Genomic DNA, 21,862 nt, shown 5'->3' on the forward strand with positions numbered 1-21,862 from the left:
GATAACAAGATTCAGGGCCTGGAAGTCGGTGCCGACGATTACATCACCAAGCCGTTCAGCCCTCGTGAGCTGGTGGCCCGCCTGAAGGCGGTCCTGCGTCGTGCCACACCTCCGGGTGTCGACAGCCCCATCGAAGTGGACGGTCTGACCCTGGACCCGGTTGGACACCGTGTAACCACGGCTGAAGGTGCCATCAATATGGGCCCGACCGAGTACCGGCTGCTGCAATTCTTTATGACTCACCAGGAACGGGTCTATACTCGGTCTCAACTATTGGATCAGGTCTGGGGCGGCAACGTGTATGTCGAGGAACGCACCGTCGATGTTCATATCCGTCGCCTGCGCAAGGCGCTGGGAGACAGGTACGATCATCTGATTCAGACCGTGCGGGGAACGGGCTACCGGTTTTCCACCAAAGTGGCCTGATTTTCTCCCTGAAGACAGCCCGGGCCGCCCCTCATCGTCCGGCGATCACGGCATCAGCACCGGCAATACGACAAGGCAGTAGTGGATGCAACACAACTGGTCCCGTTACCTGAGACTGATCATCACCGCACTCGCAGGCACCACACTGGTGGGGTTCTATTTCGGCGAACCGCTCTACGGGCTGCTGGTGGGGCTTGTTGCCTACCTTTGGTGGACCCTGATCCAGGCCCGGCGCCTGTACCAGTGGTTGGGCAATCCCAGCGCTTCCGATGAGGCTCCCCAGAGCATCGGCTTGTGGGGTGATATCTTCGACAACCTGCACAAGCTGAACCAGAATCATCTGTTGACCCAGGATCGACTCCGGGCCCGCATCAACCGGGTGCAGGAATCCACCAACGCCATGCGCGACGGTGTGATCATGACCGATGCCCGGGGCGCCATGGAATGGTGGAACGGTTCGGCCGAATACCTGCTGGGCTTCCGTCGCAGCACCGATCAGGGCCAGTACATTCATAACCTGATTCGCAACCCGGCGTTCAAGGCCTATTTCGACGCCCGGGATTACCGCGAGCCTCTGGAAATCAATTCTCCTGCCAAGCCTCACATCCATCTGCAGATCCAGATCAGCCTGTTCGGCGACGACGATCGCCTGATCGTGGCCAAGGATGTCACCCGGCTGTATCAGCTTGAACAAATGCGGCGGGACTTTGTCGGCAACGTCTCCCATGAAATGCGCACACCGCTGACCGTGATCAGTGGCTACCTTGAAACCCTGGTGGATCATGGTGATGAGCTGCCTGCCAAGTGGCGCCGGGCCATCAATACCATGGCGGCACAGGCCTCCCGGATGGAGGCCCTGATCACAGATCTGATTCTCTTGTCCCGTATCGAAACCGGCGAGCATACGGTGGATGACACGCTGACCGATGTCGATGCCCTGCTGAACCAGATCTGTCATGATGCAAGGGCCCTAAGCGGCGACAAGGGCCACCAGATCAGTGTTCAGATCAGTGACCACCGCCTGCTGCAGGGCGATGAAAGCCAGCTACGCAGTGCGTTTTCCAACCTGGTGTTTAATGCGGTGAAATACACGCCGGCCGGCGGAGCCATCACAGTTGCCTGGAGCACCAATCGCGAAGGCGCCCATCTGTCCGTCAAGGATACCGGCATCGGCATTGATCCGATCCATATCCCCAGGCTGACCGAACGGTTCTATCGCGCCGACCCCAGCCGCCACAAGGACACCGGCGGAACCGGCCTCGGCCTGGCTATCGTCAAGCATGTGCTGATCAATCACGACGGCAACCTGGAAATTCGCAGCAAAGTCGGCGAAGGCAGCGAGTTTATCTGCCATTTTCCAAGGGAGCGCCTGGTCGAACGGATTCCCGAGCAAGTCCCGGAGGACTGAGACACCCTCAGTTAACGGTTTGAGGCCCGGAACCTGGCCACGAACCGTGACAGGTCCTCCAGCTTCTTCGGGTCTTCATCGACAAAACGGATAGTGACACTGACAAAGTCGGTATCCTGGCGCTTATCCACCGCCTGCAGCTGATGCACGTAACCGTTCAGGCGAGCCATCTGGCCATCCCCCATGTCAATATCGACCACCGCCTGATCGAGAATCCCCGGGAATTCCTGATCCCGCTTGGCGATCACCCGTACTTCCGTCAGGTTAATGTCCTTGACCACCGACTTCAGGGTACTGTCGGAAAACCTTACAGATGCCATACTCATGACACCACGGGCCTGAGGCTTGCCTGCAGCCGCTTTTGCGCTACCAGCATTCAGCAGCGGGTTATCAGCCGCGGGTTCAGGCTTTGAGGCTTCCGGCCTTGGCGCCGGCGCCTCCCGCTTCTGGGTGAGCAGGGTGGCGGATTCCTTGAACGCATCCGCCGGCCCTTCCAGTGATTTGCCGCTGCGATCCATGGCGTCCTTCAGGCGGCGACCCATCACCTTGATGATTTTCTTGCTCAACCCCTCCGGGCTAAAAGGCTTGCCCAGGTATTCAGACACCCCTTCCTTGACCGCCTCAATCACATGATCCTTGTCGCCGCGACTGGTGATCATGATGAATGGCACCTTCTGGTACTGCGGTTGCTGGCGCATCCACTGCAGCAGTTCCAGCCCGGACATCTCCGGCATTTCCCAGTCACACAACACCAGGTCAAAACTGGTTCTCGACATCAGGGACTGGGCCCGCCGGCCATTCTGGGCGTCCGTGGTTTCAATGACGGGAAAGCGCTGGCGCACTGTCCGTTTCACCAGATCTCTTACAAAACTGGCGTCATCGACGACCAGCGCCTTCAGTGTTGCCATAACGACATCTGCTCCGGATTCCACTCATGCTCCAACTATAGAACATCCCGGTTTTGACGTGACCGGAGTGCTACAAAAAGACGACAAAACCGGAGGGCGATAAGTAGATTCCCAACCGAAAAAACACGCGGCACTGTAGGTTATGGCGGTATTTTCCAACACGGAAAACGCGCTAACATGGAAGCCAATGCCTTTATGACTCTATTGCGAGGATTCCCGTGCCCGACCTGACCTTCCGGACTGCCATTCGCCGCTCCCTGGTGGCGATTTCCCTGAGCACGCTGGCGCTGGTTGCCAGGGCAGAAACCGAAACAACCAACACACCGGAGTTTGAGCAGTGCAAACAGGCGCTCGGAGAGAAAGCCGTCGTCGCCGGTGTGCGTGAATCCACGGTGCAGTCCGTGATGGCCGGCGTGGTGCACCTCGACAGAGTGATTGAGCTGGACCGGAGACAGCCCGAATTTACTACCACCTTTGCCGACTACCTGAACCGACGGGTTAACGACACCCGGGTCGGCAAAGGCCGGGAATTATTGGCAGAACACCGTGAACTCCTGGACCGCGTGACCGCGGAAACCGGCGTTCCCGCCCCTTATCTGGCGGCATTCTGGGGCCTGGAAACCAACTATGGCAGCTACTTCGGCAAGATGCAGGTGCCCAGTGCCCTCGCCACCCTGGCTTGCGATGCCCGGCGCAGCAGCTTCTTCACAGAACAATGGATCGCTGCCCTGCGGATTATTGACGAGGGCGCCATTCCCGCTGATCAGATGGAAGGCTCCTGGGCCGGCGCCATGGGCCATGTGCAGTTCATGCCAACGGTATTCCTGAAACACGCGGTCGACGCCGATGGGGATGGGCGCCGGGATCTCTGGAACAGCCTGCCTGACGCCATGATGTCTGCCGGTCGTTTTCTCGAGTCCATGGGCTGGAATGGCGACTATCGATGGGGACGGGAGGTGCTGTTACCCGACAACTTTGATTTCAGTCTGGCCGATGGCCGTCGCCTGCCCCTGGCTGACTGGCGCAAGATGGGGATCACCGATGCCTTTGGAAACAGCTTGGCCAACGAACCCATTGAAGCGGCCCTGATCGTGCCCAGCGGCCATCAGGGCCCGGCCTTTCTGGTATACAGTAATTTCCGGGTGATCATGGGCTGGAACCGATCCGAGTTCTACGCCATTGCCGTTGGCCACCTGGCCGACCGGATAGCCGGCGCCGGAAAGCTTCAGAACCCTCCCCCGGAAGACCAGCCCGCGCTGTCAAGAAATCAGGTGCTGGAGCTCCAACAGGCTCTGAATGACAAAGGCTACCCGAGCGGGGAACCCGATGGCATCCTGGGCTCCAACACCCGCAAGGCCATTCGCGCGTACCAGAAAGCGGAGGGCCTGGTGGCTGACGGCTTTCCCTCAGAACAGGTATTAGCGGCTCTCGGGGTTTACAGCGGCTCCTGAAAGCGTCCAGTTTTTTTACAGCTAGCGAAGAGCAGCGCTATAACGCTTTGTATTTTCAGGATAAAAATGCTGGCACGCATTTAGCTACACACTTTCACAGTGCCTGGCGATTTCCGGGCAATCCTACAACTGTGAGTAGTAAGGTGTGGACAATGCTTAAATTAATGTAAGGAATCGTAGCGGCGGTAACTTTTGGATTCGCCGCAACTGCCTGGGCCTTCCCGGTCGATCTTGAATCGGTTTCAGGAACCTGGAACTCACCAAGCAATGGCAGCAACGTTACGGGCGTGGGCACTGACACCCTGCGCTGGGGAACCGGCGAAGTTACCTGCACCGGGCACTTGTGGTGGAAAACCTGCAACGAAGGCCCACAGAGTGGCTATGGTTTTCAGGGCCCTGCCAGCCTGCCACAGACCATCACCTCAGACGATCCGTTTGTGTTGGGAACCTTTACACATTTCAACAACCGGATTACCGGTGAAAGCATCACCGGCGTGAGCCTGGATGTATTCGCCACCTTCTCCACAACGGTAAGCAACAACACGGTAACCGGCCCCTATACCTTTGACTTCATTCACAACGAAACACCGAATGTCGGTCAGGAATGCTGGTGGGTATTCTGCTGGAGCGTCGAACAGGACGTTGATGATGTCGTTATTCTTGACAACATGATTGAGAGCTCCGAGTTCCAGTTCGGCTCCAACATCTATTCTCTGTCTCTGCTTGGCTTTGCCAATGGCCTGAATGAAATTGAAACCCAGGAAGGCAAGGCAACCTCTGTCGATCTGCTGGCCAAGCTGAACGTTCGCTCCGTACCGGAACCCGGTACTCTCGCGCTGCTGGGCCTCGGCCTGGCCGGCCTGGGCCTGGCGCGCCGCCGCAAGGTCTGAGCAACTCCCTCTTCGCCGGCAGTACCCTGTGCTGCCGGCGATTCTGCTACCTCCCGTGATCTGAATCCCGAATCCGCGCATAATACTGGTATCACCCAGTCACCACGAATCGGGACATTATGGACTCCATCACACAGGCTGCACTTGGCGCTTCCATTGCGGGCGCGGTTGCCGGCAAAACCCTGGGACGATCAGCCCTTCTGACCGGCGCCCTGCTCGGCACATTACCCGACCTGGACGTAGTCATTGACTATGGCACAGCCGTTGCCAACTTTACCCAGCATCGGGGGTTCAGCCATTCCCTGTTTATTCTGGCGCCACTGTCTCTGCTCATCGCCTGGGGCCTGTGGCGCTGGAAACCGCTCATCTCCTATCAGCGATGGCTGGCTCTGGTTGGCCTGATCCTGCTCACGCATCCGTTGCTGGATGCCTTTACCACCTACGGTACCCAGCTGTTCTGGCCCATTGGCCGGCCCGTGGCGATCAACAGTATCTTTATCATTGATCCGCTCTATACGTTGCCACTGCTGGCGGGTTGCCTGGCCTTTCTGTATCGACCACCGGCTTCGAGAACCGTTGCAGCCGGACTGCTTCTATCCAGTCTCTATCTCGGCTGGACCCTGGTTGCACAGCAGATCATCACCGAGCGCGTGCGACCGGCCCTGGCGAATGCCGGTATGGAGCAGGCAGCCCTGATGGTTCAGCCCATGCCATTCAACACTGTTCTGTGGCGTGCCACGGCAGTCAATGCCGAGCAAAGAATCGAAGTTGTAACCGGTTTTCTTGATGCCAGCGATGAGCTGGTGCTGGAACGCTTCCCACGGCAGCCGGAGCTTGCCCGCCTTGTCGCCGAGCTTCCGGAATCCCGGCGGCTGGAATGGTTTACCGGCGGTTTTCTGGACTACCAACAGAACGGCACTCAGATAACCGCAACGGATATCCGGCTGGGCATACCCGGCGCTCACCCCTTCACCTTCATCCTGGCGGAAACCGCCGAAGGCGGACTACAACCACTCGCCAGTGATCGCCTGCCCCGCCCGGCGCTGAACCGGGCCGCCCTGCCCCTGTTGTGGGATCGAATGACCGGCCAGGTGCCGGTACTGTGCCTGGCGACCCTATCCGTTCCCAACCAGGGGAGCTCTTGCTGATGCGGCTGGACCAGTATCTGGCGAACGCTACAGAACTTTCCCGCAAGGAGGCAAAAAAGGTGGTGTCGGCGGGGCGTGTGAAGGTGAACGGAGAAACCTGTCGGCAAGCCAATCGTCGGGTGGAGGCCGAACAATCTGTTCATCTTGACGGTACGCCGGTTACCTTACCCGGCGATATCTACCTGATGATGCATAAACCCGCCGGGGTGCTCAGTGCCACCACTGACAGCAGTCAGCCAACCGCTCTCGACCTGCTGCCCGGTAATCTGGCCAGTCGGGTTCATATGGCAGGGCGTCTGGACAAAGACACCACTGGCCTGCTGTTGCTGACCAGCGATGGCCAATGGTCCCATGCGGTCACTTCACCCCGGCGGGAATGCCGCAAAAGCTATCGGGTCTGGCTAGCTGAGGCTATCCCGGACGAGGCCCGCCGGGCGCTTGAAAAAGGCGTCATGCTAAACGGTGAAACCACGGCGACCAGGCCCGCCGAGGTCCGTGTACACAGCGACAAGGTCATCGACCTGACCATCAGCGAGGGCCGTTACCACCAGGTTAAACGAATGCTGGCCGCCGTTGGCAATCGCGTGGAAGCCCTGCACCGCTTCCGCATCGGCAGCATTGAGCTGGACGATGCCTTGGCGCCCGGAGAATTCCGGGCACTGACAGCTCAGGAAATCCGATCAGTGACCGAGTGAACGCCACCCACCTAAGCGCGCTCAAACCTCTGGGCTTCCAGATTTTTCCGCACCGAACCCGCCTCAAACACCTCGCCATTCATGGCAATATAGACCCCCGCCGGTAACAGCGACACCGCGGCCCAGGCAAAGCCAACGTTGAAGATAGCGTCGGTGCGCCGCATACGCGCGGGTTGCATGGCGCCTGTCAGCACAATCGTGCGATCGGCTACCGATTTCAGTACCTCGGCGGTCTGCGCCATGGTATCAGTGCCATGGGTAATCAGGATACGCTGGCTGGCCGAGGCCTTGACTGCGGCCAGAATGGTTTGACGGTCCGCATCGGTCAGTTCCAGGCTGTCCTTGCGCATCAGGGGGCGAACCTCATAGCCGTCATGGATGTTGGATTCCGTCAACAGTTCCGGCAACAGGCTGTCCCCGATTTCAAACTTGCTGTTGGCATCAAAATAGACCTTATCGATGGTGCCACCGGTGGTCAGTATCTCAATCATGGTCTGAGCTGTTCCTTTATTGTGAGGACGCCGTGGTGGTTCGAGACTGTTCTGCCTCTGCCGCCATCAGAGCTGAATTTTTTTCCTGTGCATAACGCTTCGCGGCCGGCGCCACCGAACCTGGTTGACCCGTGGCAAGCCAGCGCTTGATTCGGCCGGCATCGCCCATCGGAGACCGGGTACCCAGAGAGTCCAGCAAAACCGTGATCACGGGCGTTCCGTTCATCTCCGACACCATCACCAGACAACGCCCCGCCTCCGTCAGGTATCCGGTTTTACTCAGGCTCACGCCCCAGCTGTCCCGATGCACCAACGCATTGGTATTGCCAAACGACAGGCTGTACCGGGGTTTGCGGAACTCGGCCCGATAGTAGCCGGTGGTCGAGGCTTCACGAATTTCGGGATGCTTGAGCGCAGCACGCGCCAGGATCACCAGATCCGCTGCCGTGGACACATTGCCGGTAGAGAGACCGGTCGGGTCAACAAATCGGGTCTGAAGCATCCCCAGGGCTTTGGCTTTGGCGTTCATCTCGGCCACAAAACCGTCAAAGCCGCCGGGATAAGTACGCGCCAAAGTGTAGGCAGCAAAGTTCTCGGATGACATCAGGGCAATCCGCAGCACGTCGCGGCGCCGAAGCTGAGAGCCCACCCGGATCCTGCTCCAGGCGTTCGCAGCAGCCTCGACATGACGCTTCTCGAAGGTCAGCCACTCGTCCATATCCTGGCCGGATTCCACCACCACAAGCGCTGTCATCAGCTTGGTAATCGACGCTACAGGCACCGGACGGTCGGCATGCTTCCCGAACAGCAAGCCCTCCTGGCCAACCTCCGCCGCAGCTGCCTGCACCGACGCCAGGTTCGGAACCCGCTCCGGACTGGCAGCACTCTGGCAGGACACCGCCAGGAGAAAGACGACAACAGTGAGAAATACGGAGTAACGCATGGTGAACTACCTGCCTCTCGGGCCTTAACTGGGAATTGATCGATAGCGCGAACTATATCAGCGCACATGGGCCGGGCGCAGGTCTCATTTTCAATCATGCGTTTTAAACAGCAAATGTAAAAAATCTTAAATTCATGTAAAATATTAGTCAAATCAATTCGTTACATCTCGTTAATCATTGTAACCAGAGTGTAACGGTGCCGCTTTTCAGTTTCAGGATGCGTTCAGGATGGACTCTCCGTCGCTCGGCCAGACTCTCTCCAGGGAAACCCGCTCGGGCAGATTACCAGCGTGGCTGCACCAATCATTTCCGTTTGTCATCCTTCTCCTGGCCATCACGTACGGACTTGCCACCACCTTCTGGCAGGAATTGCCGACCCTGTCGGTCAGTCCCTCTGTCCAGACCGACAGCTCCGCAACCGGCCCTCGCATCACTGGCCAGATCGAATATCTGATCCACCCCCTGGGCAAGGTACTGCAAGACAAACTCTGGCAATCCCAAGCCTGGAGCCGCACGGATACCCGCTATTCCGGAATCGGCTACCCCTACAAGCCCGCCACGTTCCGGCTGACACTTGAGAACCCGGCGTCAGAACCTGCGACCAGCCAGGTGACGGTGCCCACACCCTACCTGGATCACCTGCAGCCGGCCCTGATTCACCCGGACGGCCAGATTGAACGCCTGCCTGCGATGGGCGATCGATATCCCTTCGATCAACGCTACCTGGCGTTGCCGCAGTGGGTCTGGCCAGTCACACTGCAGCCGGGCACCACCACGCTGCTGGTGGAAGTACAGAATCACGGCCCGGTGTTGTTGCCGGTCACCCTGTCAGACAGCGCTGAGGCGCTCGGCGCTGGCACTGCCATCACCGCCTGGAAATCGTTTGTCACCGGCCTGTTGGTGTTTGCCCTGTTACTCAACCTCAGCATCGTCGCCAAGCTTGGCCGACCGGGACTGGCCTGGTTGAGTGTGCTGATGATCAGCGTTATCTACAGTCAGCTGGTGATGGACGGCCTGGGACTGTGGCTGATCTGGCCGGCGCTGCCAGAGCTCAACGCCCTGCTCAACATCAGTCTGCCGCTGTGCCTGATCGCGCTATGCGAGTTCACCCCACACTTCCTCCAACTGGCCCGCACTGAAGCCCGGATACTCCGGGCCTTCAGTCTTCTTGCCGGAGCGCACCTGCTGGCTGCGCCTCTGGGGTTTCATTTCCTGGGGCAACATGCCTTCCTGATGAGCAGTGCCGTCGGCGGGCTGTTCATCTTTGCCCTGAGTCTGCGCCAGCTGAACAGCCACGTTTACGCCCGCTACTATGCCCTGTCGGTACTGGCGATCGTGATCGGGGCTGTCACGTCATCACTTCGTACCGTTGGCTGGCTACCCGTGAATGCGGTGACCGACTCCGCCTTTTTCCTGGGCGCAGCCACCGGCTCCCTGATCCTGACCAGTGGTGTGGGTAAACTGCTGCTGGAAGAGCGCAAGAAACGTCTGAGCTCGGACATACGTGTGCAGGAGGAACAGAAACTCCGGGCCAGCATTGAGCGCGATTATGACCGCCTGCTGAAAACCCACAGGGTAACCGGCAAGCCCAATCGGCCCATGCTGGAGGAAACCCTGGGCGCTCTGGACTGCCATAAAACGCCCTACACCCTGTGCATGATCCGCCTGGCCCGGTTCAATGAACTGGAACAAGCCCTGGGCTACCGTGCGGCAGAAGAGTTCCTGAAGCAGTATCTCCGGCAACTCAACCGGTATCTCAAGCAAACGGTGGGCGATCAGCTGGTGATGATCAACGGTTACAGCGTGGCGACCCTGGACACCGTTAACCATGCCTTTGCCCTGTTGCGCCACCCCGACGAGGCGCTGGAGAGACAACGCCTGCAGGCCATCAGCCGCTGGTTGTCCGAGAATTTCCGCGAAGGCCGTTTTTCATTTTCCTGGGCCGCCTCGGTTGGCGTCGCCCACGCCCCGGAACACGGCGCGGAACCGGCCGGGGTACTCGCCTGTGCCGGCTTTGCTTCACTGGACGAGAGCCTGCCGCTGGTGGTTTATGATCCGGCCATTGCCGAATGGCAATACCGCCAGCAAATGCTGATGCTGGATGTGGAACAAGCGCTGCGTTCCGGCGAAATGTGGCTGGAGTACCAGCCCAAGATCAACATCCGCGATGGCCGGATTGGCTCACTGGAAGCCCTGATTCGCTGGCAGCACCCGGAATTCGGCAGGATATCGCCCAGCCAGTGGATTCCTCTGGCCGAGGAAGTGGGGATCATTCACACGGTTACACTCTGGGTGCTGGACCGTGCCTGCAGGGACAGTCACCAGCTCCGTGAACAGTATGGCCGCGATATAACGGTCGCGGTGAACATTTCCGCCAAGGACCTGGCCCACAGCCTGTTCCACGAGGAAGCCGGTGCCATCGTTCGACGGCACAAGCTGGAACCGGCCAATGTCAGCCTGGAGATTACTGAAACCGCCATGATGACCGATCCGGACACGGCCCGCAGTACCATCCGAACTCTGAGCGCGATGGGCTTTCGGATTGCACTGGATGACTTCGGATCCGGCCACTCCTCACTCGGAGCCCTGGCACAGTTCGAGCTGGATGAGCTGAAAATCGACCGGAGTTTCCTGGAGGGTGTGCTGGATTACCCGTCGAGACAGAAAATCCTGCGCGCGGCCCTGGAACTGGGCACAGCCCTGGATCTGGATGTGGTGGTCGAGGGCGTGGAAGACGAAACCATCGCCCTCTGGCTACACCAGTTCCCGGGCTTGCATGGGCAGGGCTATTACTGGGGCCGCCCGTTCAGCCTGGAGCACAAAAACCGTTAACTGCCGATTATTACCGTTCCACTGCCAACGGTGACACCGCCGCAGGATACAGCACCACCGGTAACTGCAGCCGGCTTGCCATTGATCATCACGGTGCCGGAACCGGCCGCAATGGCCCGGGGATGGGGCGGGTGCTTGGGCTTCGAATGGGGTTGCAGCGGATCGCCTACCCGGGCAACCGGTTTGCCGTCAACGAGAACATCGGGGGAACCGGCAATCACCGGTGTGGGCGGAAATCCCGCATGGTCCATACCGAGATCGCCCAGCAATACAATGGCCTTACTCATGGATTGATTCCTTTCATCATTGCGTCCAGAACCGCCATCCTATACCGAAAACCGTACTGACCCAAGCCCCGCACCAGCTCAGTGCATGCTAAAAGATGCAGATACGACTGACCTGCATCAAGGGGGCTGCCCGCGGTCCGTTTTACACTTCTTTCACACTCATCAGCCATGGAGGCCGTCATGTCATCGCCAATTGAACAAGCTCCGGCGCCCAACGAGGCAACACCAGGCTCAGCCTTCCAGTGCTGGCAGCAGGGCTATGGCGTTATCCGGCACTCCGAGCAGACCTCCGCCAGAGTCCGGGAACTGGCCGGCAAACTGGTCAGCGCCGGGCACCAACCGGATGAAGACACGGTTTACCGGAAGCTGATTGCCCTGGACCGGCTCGCCAGCGCCGGCCTGTGGCTGGTGGTGCACATGACCTATTGCAACCGGGTGGACATTGCCGGCGCGCCCCTGGTCGCTCAGGATTTCAAGGCCTCGCCGGAAGGCCATACCGGAGGCGCCCTGAACATGGTGCCTGCCTACGCGGCCTATCTGGCCCTCAACAATCTGACCGGAACAACCCGCAGCTGGCTGATGGGGCAAGGGCATTGCGTGGCCGCCGTGGATGCCCTCAACGTGCTGACCGGCAACCTGCATCCCGAGCAACGCACCCGTTACCTGGCACCCGAGGGCTTGTCGCGACTGGCCTCCGACTTCTACAGCTATCGCCAGAAACCGGATGGTACCATGGCTGCGCCCCTGGGCAGCCACGTGAACCCCCACACCGCCGGAGGCATTATCGAAGGCGGCTATCTCGGGTTTGCGGAATTGCAGTACGCCCATATGCCGCTGCCCGGTGAATCCCTGGTAGCCTTTCTCTCCGATGGCGCCGCTGAAGAACAGCGCGGCAGTGACTGGATACCCCGATGGTGGCGTGCGGAGGACTGCGGACTGGTCTTGCCGGTGATGATTGCCAATGGCCGGCGCATTGAACAACGAACCGAGCTTGGTACCCGTGAGGGTCTGGAACGGTTTGAGCAGCACCTGCAACACCGGGGCTTTGATCCGGTACGATTTGACGGCCGTGATCCCGCGGCCTTCGTCTGTGCCATGTACGACATGGAGCAGGCACTTGCAGCCCATGGCACCGCTGCGCAACAAGGTGAGACCGGCTACCCGGTTCGCATACCCTACGGTATCGCAGAGACCGTGAAAGGCTATGGCTTCTATGGCGCCGGAGAAAACGCAGCTCACAATCTGCCTCTGCCCGGCAATCCTCGTATGGATGCCATATCCCGGGAGCTGTTCAATGAATACGCAACACCGCTCTGGGTAAAACCGCAGGAGCTGAACCTGGCGGTATCCGAGCTGAATGAACACAGCCAACAGGGCCGGCCACTGGAGCGGGATCACCCGCTGGCGCTTCGCCGTCCCTCGGAACCTGCCATTCCGGTTTTGCCCTGGGCTCAGAACAAATGCTCACCCATGACTGCCGTTGATGAATTCTTCAAGGCTCTGGTCGCGGACAACCCGGAGCTCCGGCCCAGGGTCGGCAACCCGGACGAACTCGCCAGCAACCGACTCAAAGGCGTGCTCGACAGCCTCAAGCACCGCGTAAACGACCCGGAGAACGAGGCCGAGTCAGTACACGGCAAGATCATTACGGCACTGAATGAAGAGGCGGTCGTCTCTGCCTGCCTGGCCAATAAAGCGGGATTGAATCTGGTGGCCAGCTACGAAGCCTTCTGCGTGAAAATGCTCGGCGCTATCCGCCAGGAGTTGATCTTCGCCCGACATCAGAAAGAAGTGGGCCGGCCACCCCAATGGCTGGGACTGCCAGTGATTGCCACCTCGCACACATGGGAAAACGGCAAGAACGAGCAATCCCACCAGGACACCAGCTTCTGTGAGGCTTTACTGGGAGAAATGAGCGATGTCTCCCGGGTGATTTTCCCGGCTGACTACAACAGCGCCCTGGCGATTCTGCCATCGGTTTACCGGGAGCGGGGCCGCATCAGTTGCCTCGTTATCCCGAAACGGGAGCGCCCGTGCGTGTTCAATGGCAGCGAAGCTGAAGCATTGGCCCGACATGGCGCCCTGGTGGTGGACGAGGATACCTCGGCTGGCGAGGAGCCCCTGCTGCTGATTGCCAACGGCGCCTATCAGCTTTCCGAGGCCATACGGGCCTGCGAACGTTTGCGCGAGACCGGCACACCGTTCCGGCTGGTCTACCTGCAGGAACCCGGGCGCTTCCGCCAACCCCGGGATCCGATGGAAGCGGCCTCCTGCCTGACCGAGTTTGAGCGTGAGCGCCTTTTCCCTCATCGCATGCACCGGCGGGTCGCCCTGACCCATATGCGGCCGGAAGTGTTCCGCGGACACCTGCACACACTGTTCCCGCAACCCGGACAATCCCGGGTGCTGGGTTATATCAACCGGGGCGGCACGCTGAATGAAGCAGGCATGCTGTTCGCCAACCGCTGCTCATGGGGCCATGCCCTGGCGGCCTGCGCCGAGGTGATGGACAAACCTCCCGGAGAATGGCTTTCCAGCGCCGAACTGGCCGCTGTGGAGGGCCGGGGGGATCCGGGAGTGATTACCCGCGGGCTGCCTTGAGCCGGTTGCGTATCGCGGTTTCCAGCTCCAGCACCACCAGGACCACGACACCGGCCACCACGGAAAATGCCAGCTGCTCCAGGCTCAGAGCAGCGGTGGTAAAGGTGCTCTGGAACCAGGGCAGATAGGTGAACAACAGCTGCAACGCCACGACCGCCGCGATCGCTGCCAGCACAACGGGCGTGCCGAGAACCCCCCGCAGGGTAATTGAGGCGCTATCAAGATAACGCACCGCAAACAGATAAAAGACCTCCATCGCCACCAGGGTGTTGACCGCTAATGTGCTGGCCAGCACCGGATCCTGATGGCGATGCATCACCCAGAACCAGGCCGCGAAGATACCCACCAGAAACAGCAGGGAGACAAACGCTACCCGCCAGACCACAAAACCCTGCAGCAAGGATTCATCCCGGGGTCTTGGCGGTTGTCGCATGACGCCGGGCTCCGGCGGCTCAAACGCCAGCGTCATGGCCAGCAGCACTGAGCTGACCATATTCACCCACAGAATCTGCAAGGCGGAAATGGGCAGCGTGAGTCCCAGTAACAAGGCAGTGATCAGGCTGACGGATTCACCGCCGTTAATCGGAAGCATGAAGGCGATGCCTTTGCGCAGGTTGGTGTAAACCGTGCGCCCTTCCCGGACAGCCGCAGCAATGCTGGCAAAGTTGTCATCCAGCAGCACCACCGATGACGCCTGCCGGGCCGCTTCCGAACCCTTTACGCCCATGGCAATACCGACATCAGCGCGCTTCAGTGCCGGTGCATCGTTGACCCCATCACCGGTCATGGCCACCACACCGTGCAGTGCCTGCAGCGCTTTCACTAACCGAAGTTTGTGCTCGGGGCTGGTGCGGGCAAACACATCCACCTCGCCGGCCAGATCCCGGAGCTGGTCTTCATCCAGCTCATCCAGCTCATTGCCGGTCAGTACCCGGTCGGTATTGCGCAGCCCGAGTTTTCGGGCAATGGCACCGGCCGTCAAGGCATGGTCGCCGGTGATCATCTTCACCCGAATACCGGCATCATGGCACTCCTCGATAGCCCGGATAGCCTCCTGCCGGGGCGGGTCCAGCAAACCCACCACCCCCAGCAGTTCCGCGCCCTGTTCCAGCTCCTCCACCACCAGCTCCCGGCTGCCTTTCGCCATTGGCCTGCGCGCCAGTGCCAGCACTCTCAGACCTTCGGAAGCCATCTCCGTAATGACCTGTTCCCAGTGCTCTTTGCTCAGCGACTCGGTTCCACCATCCGGGGACACCTGGTGCGCGCACATAGCCAGGATCCGTTCCGGAGCACCTTTGAGATAGGCAATACCGTGGCCGTGGTGGTCGTGGTGCAATGTGGCCATGAACCGTATGCGGGTATCGAAGGGAACCTCATCCACTCGCGGCCAGGCGGTGGCACTGTTCAGGTGATCAAATTCCGCCTTGCCGGCAAACACTTTCAGCGCGGCTTCCATGGGGTCACCATGGATAGAAGGCTGCCCGTCTTTGCCAATGATGCTGGCGTCATTACACAGCGCAGCTGCCCGGGCAAGCTCAGCCAGCACCCCATCGCCAGTGACCGGCTGGCCCTCCCGGCAGACCCTGCCGTCGGTACCATAACCTTCGCCGGTAATCTCATAACGCTCACCGCCAGTCACGGCCGTGGTCACCATCATTTCGTTACGGGTGAGTGTGCCGGTCTTGTCCGAGCAGATGACCGATACCGCACCCAGGGTTTCGATCACCGGCATCCGGCGAACTACCGCCTTGCGACGGGCCATCTGGCGCACCCCAATGGCGAGGGTAATGGTAAGAATGGCCGGCAAGCCTTCGGGAATGGCCGCCACCGTCAGGCCCACCACGGCCATGAACAGCTCCCGGAATTCCAGACCACTGAACGCCAGTCCGCCAAAAAAGATGATAATGCCGGCGGCTACAACGATCAGCGAAAGCACCCGCGCAAACCGGTCCATCTGTTCAAGCAGGGGAGTTTTCAGGCTTGTGGTATCCGCCAGCAGGCCGGAAATGCGGCCGATCTCGGTATGCGTACCAGTGCGCACGACAACGCCCCGGGCTGTGCCTGTGGCCACCATGGTTCCGGAGAACGCCATGCCTGTCTGGTCGCCGAGAGCCGACTGCTCCTCCACCGGGTCGGGGGACTTGTCCACCGCCTCGGATTCGCCGGTCAGTATGGCTTCCTCAATCTTGAGGTTGTTGGTTTTTTCCAGGCGAATATCGGCGGGCACACGGTCACCGGCTTCCAATAGCACGGTATCCCCGGGCACCAACTCACTCGCATCCACCTGATGCTGGCCGCCGGCCCTGACAATACGGGCGCGGGGAGCCAGCATATGACGGATAGCCGATAAGGCCTGCTCGGCCCGCCCCTCCTGGATAAAGCCGACCAGGGTCTGAATAATCACTACCGCCAGAATCACCCCGGCATCCACCCAGTGCCCGAGGGCACCGGTGATGGCCGCTGCGGTCAGCAGTACGTAGATCAGGAAATTACGTAACTGGCGCCCGAGACGGGCCAGGGGGCCGGACGTCCTACCCTCTGGTAACTGGTTGGGACCAAAGGTCTCCAGCCTGGCCTGCGCGCTTTCGTCGGTCAAAGGCTCCGGTGCATCCAGAAACACCCGCGCCTGTTCTGCGGCTATGGCATGCCAGGCCTGAGACTGCTCCCCCCTGGCCACCGAACCCTTTGAACCCGACGTACTGACTTCTGACATATCCCTGCTCCCTGCATAAGGCCTGGGTTAACTACACAGGATTCTGCCGATACCGCCAATGCGCCAGATCAAACCGATGGCCGGTATAGCCGCGCCCGGTTGGCTATACCGGATCGACCGTTCGATTCCCGGCGCCCGGCAAGCTCTTCCGCGCCGCGGACCGGCTGTTATCAACGGTGTATTCCCGGCTCTTGACGGTATCCACGAAATACCAGTTGGCCCGGGCTTCTTCCTGTGTGAAGGTAACCACCATATAACCACGTTGATTGATGTTCAGGTAGTCCAGACCATCCACCAGCAGGCCAATGCCCTGCTCCGCATCGGCAATCATGGCATCAGGCAGTCCCAGATAGTCCTCCAGTCCGGGCGAAGACACTGAGGCGGTGGCAAATTCCACACCCACCTGGTTGCCATTCATATCTTTCAGGTTATTGGCCCAGGCGTTATGTGTGTCTCCGGCCAGCACCACCAGGTTTTTGTCGAGTTGCCGCGCCATGCCCAGAACGACTTCTCTTTCTGCCTGATAGCCGTCCCAGGCGTCGAGATTGTAGGGTGCGGCTGTGCCGATTCGGGCTTCCTGCTCTTCCGTCAGTGGCATACCCTGCAGCTGCATTCCTTTTAATGTCGCGAGTTCTTGAAGTGTTGCCGGCAAATCGTCAAACGTTTCAGTGGCAATCGCCAGCAGCAACTCAGCAGGCAGATCCATACGCCCCATCAACACCTGCTGTCCCAGCACCTGCCATCGCCCGGTCGACGTGGCCAGCTTGTTCTGCAACCACAGGCGCTGTTCAGCGCCCAGCAGTGTCCGGTTTGGATCGGTCACATCGGCCGTGAATTGATCCACATTCAGGCCGGCTTCGCTAAGATAGTTCAGGTAATCCAGTTGCTGATCGCGCCCGATAATGCGCGTATCCAGCATATGCAGATCCACCAGATCGCCAAAGCGGAAGCTGCGATAGATGGCCTCGTCGTTGCCTTCGATTACCGGCCGGATCGGCATCCATTCGAAGAAGGCCTGCAGAGCAGCCAGTTTGCGTTGCTCAAAATCGCCTTCAGAGTCATCGTGATTTTCAGCACCATTGCGCCAGGTGTCGTTGGCCACTTCATGATCGTCCCACACCACAATGAATGGTAGCCGCTGATGTGCCAGCTGCAGGTCCGGATCCTCCCGGTAAATGGCATACCGGCGGCGGTAATCGGCCAGTGTCAGCAACTCCCGGTTATTGTTCTCCGGGAAGGTACGGCCCAACTCCTGAGCGTCTTCCGAGGCATAGCTGTCCGGGTCACTGCTGTACTCATAGATATAGTCACCGAGGTGAACCACAGCATCCAGGTCCGCCTGGTTTGCCACTTCCCGGTATACGTGAAAGTAACCGGCCGGGTAGTTGGAGCAGGACACCACGGCCAGTCGCACCTGCTCTACCGATCCGTCCGGCAAGGTAGTCGCGGCACCTACGGGAGAGGTGGCACCCGAGGAGCGGAACCGGTAATAGTAACGCTGGCCCGGCATCAGCCCCTGGGCATCCACCTTGATGGTGAAATCATGGGCTTCGGTGGTTTCTGCAGTACCTGAACGCACCACCGAGGAAAATTCCGCATCGGTGGCGATTTCCCAACCTACTTTCACCTTGCTGCCACGCTCGGGCACGGCACGGGTCCAGAGGATAACGCTGTCCTGTAGCGGATCGCCACTGGCCACACCATGGGTAAAATCAACCCGCCGTTTGTCGTCGCTGTCCAGCACACACCCCGCCAGGCCGGTGGAAATCGCCGCCGCCCCCATACCCAGTGCCGATGCTTTCAGAAAATCCCGTCTCGTCAGTCTAGCCATTGTCCACCCCTGTCATGTTCGTCATATGCTTTTTATCGTGTCCGGAAACCAAAACCGGTTGGCCTGAAAAGCTAGACCAGAGATATGAAGAACGCGTTGCCGGATTGCGACAGGGCTGTGGCAAATTCCGACAGGTGCATCGCAAGCAGACTGCAGTCACAAAAAACGGGAGCCGAAGCTCCCGTTTTGACCGAGTGAATAACGTGTTTGGCTAGCCGCTGACGAACACCGGCCCGAGCCCCAGATTCCAGAGAATGACCGAACCGACACGGGTGGATACCAGGATCACCAGTGCCACAGTGAGTAGAGCCCCTCCGTACATGACCGCCCGCTCCTTTTCGATGCCCATGACGATCGGTAAGCCGTCGTACATCAACCAGGCGCCGTAGCAGGCCGCCGCCAGGAACACCACAGCATTGAACCAGGGCACCGGGTACAGCAGCGCGAAACCGGCCAGGAACAGTGGCGTGCAGGAATAGGCTGCCAGGGCAATACCGTTAGACGGCACGTGCTCTTCCTTGGCGCCATAGGTTTTCGCCATCCAGTTAATGGCGTACCCGAGGGCGAAGACCCCCACCAGCATGGCGAGGTAGGTCAGAACGCTCATCTGGAGCGCACTGATTTCGGTGAGCTTGATCAGCCGTTCGCTACCGATAGACCAACCAAAATGGGCCGTCGAGATGTAGGCACAGATTGGCGCTATGGCCGCCAGAACGACGACGTACGCCACATAAAGACGAGTTGGATGTTCGTGTTCTTTCTTGATGGATACCCACTCATCTTCCGGGTGGGTGAAGAGACCAAACGCATGGGACAGAAGCATAAACCACCCCCTTTATTGCTGTTGTTGGTATGGGTGGATACGGTGCCCGAACCATTTCGGACTTAAAACCGTTCCTGTTCTTAACTATAGTCAAGAATCAGATTCGGGAAAGCCGGCATTGATTCTCTTTACTTATCAGATCCGGCCTATAAGACCGTTTTGTTCTGAGAACAGGACACACCAGTGAGTCTGGATCGATTTTCTGGCTGCCAACGTAATCATGGAAGTGTCACCAACCCTGGCAAGGAGTAACAAACGCGATGATCCGCATCAGAACCGCAGTACCCACAGCAATCCTTTCCCTTTTTATGACCAGCACACAGGCGCTTGCAGAAATGCAGACCGAAACCATTGAATACACCGTAGACGGCGAAACCTTCACCGGCTACCTGGCCTGGGACGACGAGTTTGACCAGAAACGCCCCGGCGTGCTGGTGGTACACGAATGGTGGGGCCACAATGAGTTTGCCCGGGAGCAGGCGGAAAAGCTGGCAGCCTCCGGCTACACCGCCTTCGCACTGGATATGTATGGCTCCGGCAAACAGGCCGACCATCCGGATACCGCCCAGAAGTTCATGCAGGAAGCCACGAGCAACATGGAGCAGGTTAAAACCCGCTTCCTGAAAGCCAAGGAACTTCTGCAGAACCATGACAGTGTTGATCCAGACCGTATTGCTGCCCAGGGCTATTGCTTCGGTGGTGCCGTGGTCCTGAACATGGCTCGTATGGGCGTGGATCTGGATGGCGTAGTCAGCTACCACGGTGCCTTGGGCAGCCCGCTGCAGGCCGAAGCTGGCACGGTGAAAGCAAGAGTGCAGGTTTACACAGGCGGCGCAGATGACATGGTTCCCTCGGAACAGGTAGCCGGGCTGGTTCGGGAAATGCAGAATGCCGAAGTGGATCTGACGCTGGTCAGCTTCCCTGGCGTGAAGCATTCCTTTACCAATCCCAATGCCGATAAGGTGGCGGCAGAGTTCGACATGCCAATCGCCTATGATGAAGCGGCTGCGCGGCGCTCATGGCAGGGCACCATGCGCTTTTATGAGGAAATCTTCGGGGAATAAACAGGCAACAAAAAAGGCAGCCTCGGCTGCCTTTTTTGGGTTATTGCTGAATCCTCAGGGGATTACAGAGCAACAACGTTCTCCGCCTGAGGACCTTTCTGGCCCTGAGTTACGGTGAACTCGACCTGCTGGCCTTCGGCCAGGGTCTTGAAACCAGAGCCCTGAATGGCGCTGTAGTGAACGAATACGTCCGGGCCGCCTTCACGAGTGATAAAGCCAAAGCCTTTTGCTTCGTTGAAGAACTTAACAGTACCGGTAGTAGTAGACATACTTAAACTTCCTGAAATCAATCATATTATCTGCTGCCACACACTCATAGGGTGCTGGTCAGCGTGTTACGGAAAAACAGAACTCGCGGGATCAAAAACAGGACGGTCACTACTAACTGCGGAGGTACGTCTTATTCATGAACTGCTTTACTGATTCTTTCCTACGAACCCACTCTACTCTGGAATTTCGGGCTTGCCAAGCGTAATTTCAATAATTTGTGTAGGTAGTGATACCCACAGATTCTGACTGGCCCGCAGGCTTACCCACGCACCAAGGAAAAAGTCAGAAATCCGAGTGCTGTCATCAGGATAGAGCCAGCAACATGGGCCAGAATTCCGACCAGGGCCATGCCCCACTTGCCTTCCTGAAGCGCGGCGAACATCTCCAGCGAGAAGGTCGAGAAGGTCGTCAGGGCGCCACACAAACCAGTCACGGCAAACAGGCGCCATTCCGGCGAAAGCACGCTGCTCTGGCTGAAAAAAGCCATCAACAGACCAATCAGCCAGCCACCACTAAGGTTGGCAACCAGTGTGCCCCAGGGAACGGCGTGATAACTGGCGTTAAGCCAGAGCCCAAGCCCCCAGCGCAGGTTGGCGCCTATAACGGCACCAACGCTGACTGCAAGAACCGACCACCACATGCTACCCGGCCACCTTAGGCCGGGTTGTGGTCGATCAGGGTTTCCCTGTTACGGGCAAACTCGTCAAACGGGAAATCATCCACGGTGAGCATTTCCAGCACCACCTCTTCATACTGGCGCATGAAGTCGGCTTCTTCCTTGCTGAATACACCGGCCTCCAGGGCGGCCTCGAAACGCTCCTCGGGATGCAGTGCGGTCATCGGCAGTTCACCCTTGGCGTAAGCCTTGGTGGCCTTCCGATACAGCTGCTCGGCCTTGTCGTAGTCTTTCAACAAACCGTTATAGCGGGCGACCGGATTCTCCACCGTGCCTTCGCCGTCTGTAGTCCAGGCTCCAGCCATCAGCTTGTTGCGAACCGGAGTATCGGTGGTGATGGAGCGGGCCAGCTTGCGCGCCAGATCATCATGGGGCGCATCCCAACGGCATCCCAGCGGCAGGGT

General features: G+C 59.1%; 19 protein-coding genes. 9 read left to right on the forward strand and 10 right to left on the reverse strand.

Translation table 11 applies throughout. From position 1 onward, the window contains the following. A partial coding sequence (locus B3Y70_RS00360) for a winged helix-turn-helix domain-containing protein (RefSeq protein ID WP_288589040.1) occupies positions 1–426 on the forward strand: 426 nt, incomplete at its 5' end. Positions 427–511: 85 nt separating this feature from the next. Then, positions 512–1,834, forward strand: coding sequence for a phosphate regulon sensor histidine kinase PhoR (gene phoR, locus B3Y70_RS00365; protein WP_286895643.1), 1,323 nt, complete (start codon positions 512–514; stop codon positions 1,832–1,834). Between the two features lie 11 nt (positions 1,835–1,845). Here phoR and B3Y70_RS00370 read toward each other — a convergent pair whose 3' ends face one another. Next, positions 1,846–2,742 (reverse strand): response regulator, encoded by an 897-nt coding sequence (locus B3Y70_RS00370; protein ID WP_222448540.1) that lies wholly within the window; start codon positions 2,740–2,742, stop codon positions 1,846–1,848. Positions 2,743–2,960: 218 nt separating this feature from the next. Between B3Y70_RS00370 and B3Y70_RS00375 the strand changes: the two genes are divergently transcribed. The 4 genes from B3Y70_RS00375 (at position 2,961) to B3Y70_RS00390 (ending at position 6,926) form a co-directional block, all read left to right on the forward strand. Further along, positions 2,961–4,193 (forward strand): lytic murein transglycosylase, encoded by a 1,233-nt coding sequence (locus B3Y70_RS00375; RefSeq protein ID WP_222448539.1) that lies wholly within the window; start codon positions 2,961–2,963, stop codon positions 4,191–4,193. 173 nt (positions 4,194–4,366) lie between these two features. Beyond that, entirely contained in the window at positions 4,367–5,083 is a 717-nt protein-coding gene (locus B3Y70_RS00380) for a THxN family PEP-CTERM protein (protein ID WP_273031811.1), read from the forward strand. A gap of 119 nt (positions 5,084–5,202) precedes the next feature. Further along, positions 5,203–6,231 (forward strand): metal-dependent hydrolase, encoded by a 1,029-nt coding sequence (locus B3Y70_RS00385; protein ID WP_273031764.1) that lies wholly within the window; start codon positions 5,203–5,205, stop codon positions 6,229–6,231. Beyond that, positions 6,231–6,926 (forward strand): pseudouridine synthase, encoded by a 696-nt coding sequence (locus tag B3Y70_RS00390; protein ID WP_273031762.1) that lies wholly within the window; start codon positions 6,231–6,233, stop codon positions 6,924–6,926. The genes B3Y70_RS00385 and B3Y70_RS00390 overlap by 1 nt, the downstream gene beginning before the upstream one ends. 11 nt (positions 6,927–6,937) lie before the next feature. Here the strand turns inward: B3Y70_RS00390 and B3Y70_RS00395 are convergent, their stop codons facing one another. Both B3Y70_RS00395 and pbpG read right to left on the reverse strand, forming a co-directional pair. Then, positions 6,938–7,417, reverse strand: a complete 480-nt coding sequence (locus B3Y70_RS00395; protein WP_273031761.1) for an asparaginase domain-containing protein — start codon at positions 7,415–7,417, stop codon at positions 6,938–6,940. Between the two features lie 16 nt (positions 7,418–7,433). Next, positions 7,434–8,360, reverse strand: a complete 927-nt coding sequence (gene pbpG / locus B3Y70_RS00400; protein ID WP_273031760.1) for a D-alanyl-D-alanine endopeptidase — start codon at positions 8,358–8,360, stop codon at positions 7,434–7,436. A 229-nt stretch (positions 8,361–8,589) separates the two neighbouring features. On the opposite strand from pbpG, the gene B3Y70_RS00405 reads away from it, so the two are divergent. Continuing rightward, positions 8,590–11,193, forward strand: coding sequence for an EAL domain-containing protein (locus tag B3Y70_RS00405; protein ID WP_288589043.1), 2,604 nt, complete (start codon positions 8,590–8,592; stop codon positions 11,191–11,193). Here the strand turns inward: B3Y70_RS00405 and B3Y70_RS00410 are convergent. Then, positions 11,190–11,480, reverse strand: a complete 291-nt coding sequence (locus B3Y70_RS00410; protein ID WP_273031757.1) for a type VI secretion system PAAR protein — start codon at positions 11,478–11,480, stop codon at positions 11,190–11,192. The two genes, B3Y70_RS00405 and B3Y70_RS00410, sit on opposite strands and share 4 nt — an antisense overlap. Before the next feature lie 180 nt (positions 11,481–11,660). Between B3Y70_RS00410 and B3Y70_RS00415 the strand changes: the two genes are divergently transcribed. Beyond that, positions 11,661–14,081, forward strand: coding sequence for a xylulose 5-phosphate 3-epimerase (locus B3Y70_RS00415; RefSeq protein ID WP_273031755.1), 2,421 nt, complete (start codon positions 11,661–11,663; stop codon positions 14,079–14,081). Here the strand turns inward: B3Y70_RS00415 and B3Y70_RS00420 are convergent. From B3Y70_RS00420 to B3Y70_RS00430, 3 genes are all read right to left on the reverse strand, one after another. Next, positions 14,062–16,794 carry a cation-translocating P-type ATPase gene (locus B3Y70_RS00420; RefSeq protein ID WP_199452896.1) on the reverse strand — a complete coding sequence of 911 codons (2,733 nt, stop codon included), beginning with the start codon at positions 16,792–16,794 and terminating at the stop codon, positions 14,062–14,064. The genes B3Y70_RS00415 and B3Y70_RS00420 overlap by 20 nt on opposite strands. Positions 16,795–16,897: 103 nt before the next feature. After that, on the reverse strand, positions 16,898–18,625 hold the full coding sequence (locus B3Y70_RS00425) for an alkaline phosphatase D family protein (RefSeq protein ID WP_286894000.1): 1,728 nt from the start codon (positions 18,623–18,625) through the stop codon (positions 16,898–16,900). Positions 18,626–18,836: 211 nt separating this feature from the next. Beyond that, positions 18,837–19,448, reverse strand: a complete 612-nt coding sequence (locus B3Y70_RS00430) for a Yip1 family protein (RefSeq protein ID WP_011787018.1) — start codon at positions 19,446–19,448, stop codon at positions 18,837–18,839. A 260-nt stretch (positions 19,449–19,708) separates the two neighbouring features. On the opposite strand from B3Y70_RS00430, the gene B3Y70_RS00435 reads away from it, so the two are divergent. Beyond that, the gene (locus tag B3Y70_RS00435) at positions 19,709–20,512 is read left to right on the forward strand and encodes a dienelactone hydrolase family protein (RefSeq protein ID WP_014422877.1); all 804 of its coding nucleotides are present in this window, start codon (positions 19,709–19,711) and stop codon (positions 20,510–20,512) included. A gap of 62 nt (positions 20,513–20,574) precedes the next feature. Here the strand turns inward: B3Y70_RS00435 and B3Y70_RS00440 are convergent, their stop codons facing one another. The 3 genes from B3Y70_RS00440 to B3Y70_RS00450 form a co-directional block, all read right to left on the reverse strand. Then, complete coding sequence (locus tag B3Y70_RS00440; protein WP_008172950.1) at positions 20,575–20,781, reverse strand: cold-shock protein; 207 nt, start codon at positions 20,779–20,781, stop codon at positions 20,575–20,577. Positions 20,782–21,041: 260 nt separating this feature from the next. Then, on the reverse strand, positions 21,042–21,422 hold the full coding sequence (gene crcB / locus B3Y70_RS00445; protein ID WP_121207831.1) for a fluoride efflux transporter CrcB: 381 nt from the start codon (positions 21,420–21,422) through the stop codon (positions 21,042–21,044). Positions 21,423–21,436: 14 nt separating this feature from the next. Then, the coding region (locus tag B3Y70_RS00450) for an acyl-CoA dehydrogenase domain-containing protein (RefSeq protein ID WP_288589046.1) at positions 21,437–21,862 on the reverse strand (426 nt) is incomplete at its 5' end.

Source organism: Marinobacter sp. UBA5687 (assembly GCF_002420325.1).
GTDB classification, from domain to species: domain Bacteria; phylum Pseudomonadota; class Gammaproteobacteria; order Pseudomonadales; family Oleiphilaceae; genus Marinobacter; species Marinobacter nauticus.

Coding starts and splice junctions, on each gene's coding strand:
- B3Y70_RS00390 (WP_273031762.1), top strand. CDS start 6,231: ATGCGGCTGGACCAGTATCTGGCGAACGCTACAGAACTTTCCCGCAAG.
- B3Y70_RS00430 (WP_011787018.1), bottom strand. CDS start 19,448: ATGCTTCTGTCCCATGCGTTTGGTCTCTTCACCCACCCGGAAGATGAG.
- B3Y70_RS00415 (WP_273031755.1), top strand. CDS start 11,661: ATGTCATCGCCAATTGAACAAGCTCCGGCGCCCAACGAGGCAACACCA.
- B3Y70_RS00420 (WP_199452896.1), bottom strand. CDS start 16,794: ATGTCAGAAGTCAGTACGTCGGGTTCAAAGGGTTCGGTGGCCAGGGGG.
- B3Y70_RS00395 (WP_273031761.1), bottom strand. CDS start 7,417: ATGATTGAGATACTGACCACCGGTGGCACCATCGATAAGGTCTATTTT.
- pbpG (WP_273031760.1), bottom strand. CDS start 8,360: ATGCGTTACTCCGTATTTCTCACTGTTGTCGTCTTTCTCCTGGCGGTG.
- B3Y70_RS00435 (WP_014422877.1), top strand. CDS start 19,709: ATGATCCGCATCAGAACCGCAGTACCCACAGCAATCCTTTCCCTTTTT.
- B3Y70_RS00370 (WP_222448540.1), bottom strand. CDS start 2,742: ATGGCAACACTGAAGGCGCTGGTCGTCGATGACGCCAGTTTTGTAAGA.
- B3Y70_RS00405 (WP_288589043.1), top strand. CDS start 8,590: ATGGACTCTCCGTCGCTCGGCCAGACTCTCTCCAGGGAAACCCGCTCG.
- B3Y70_RS00425 (WP_286894000.1), bottom strand. CDS start 18,625: ATGGCTAGACTGACGAGACGGGATTTTCTGAAAGCATCGGCACTGGGT.
- crcB (WP_121207831.1), bottom strand. CDS start 21,422: ATGTGGTGGTCGGTTCTTGCAGTCAGCGTTGGTGCCGTTATAGGCGCC.
- B3Y70_RS00410 (WP_273031757.1), bottom strand. CDS start 11,480: ATGAGTAAGGCCATTGTATTGCTGGGCGATCTCGGTATGGACCATGCG.
- phoR (WP_286895643.1), top strand. CDS start 512: ATGCAACACAACTGGTCCCGTTACCTGAGACTGATCATCACCGCACTC.
- B3Y70_RS00385 (WP_273031764.1), top strand. CDS start 5,203: ATGGACTCCATCACACAGGCTGCACTTGGCGCTTCCATTGCGGGCGCG.
- B3Y70_RS00440 (WP_008172950.1), bottom strand. CDS start 20,781: ATGTCTACTACTACCGGTACTGTTAAGTTCTTCAACGAAGCAAAAGGC.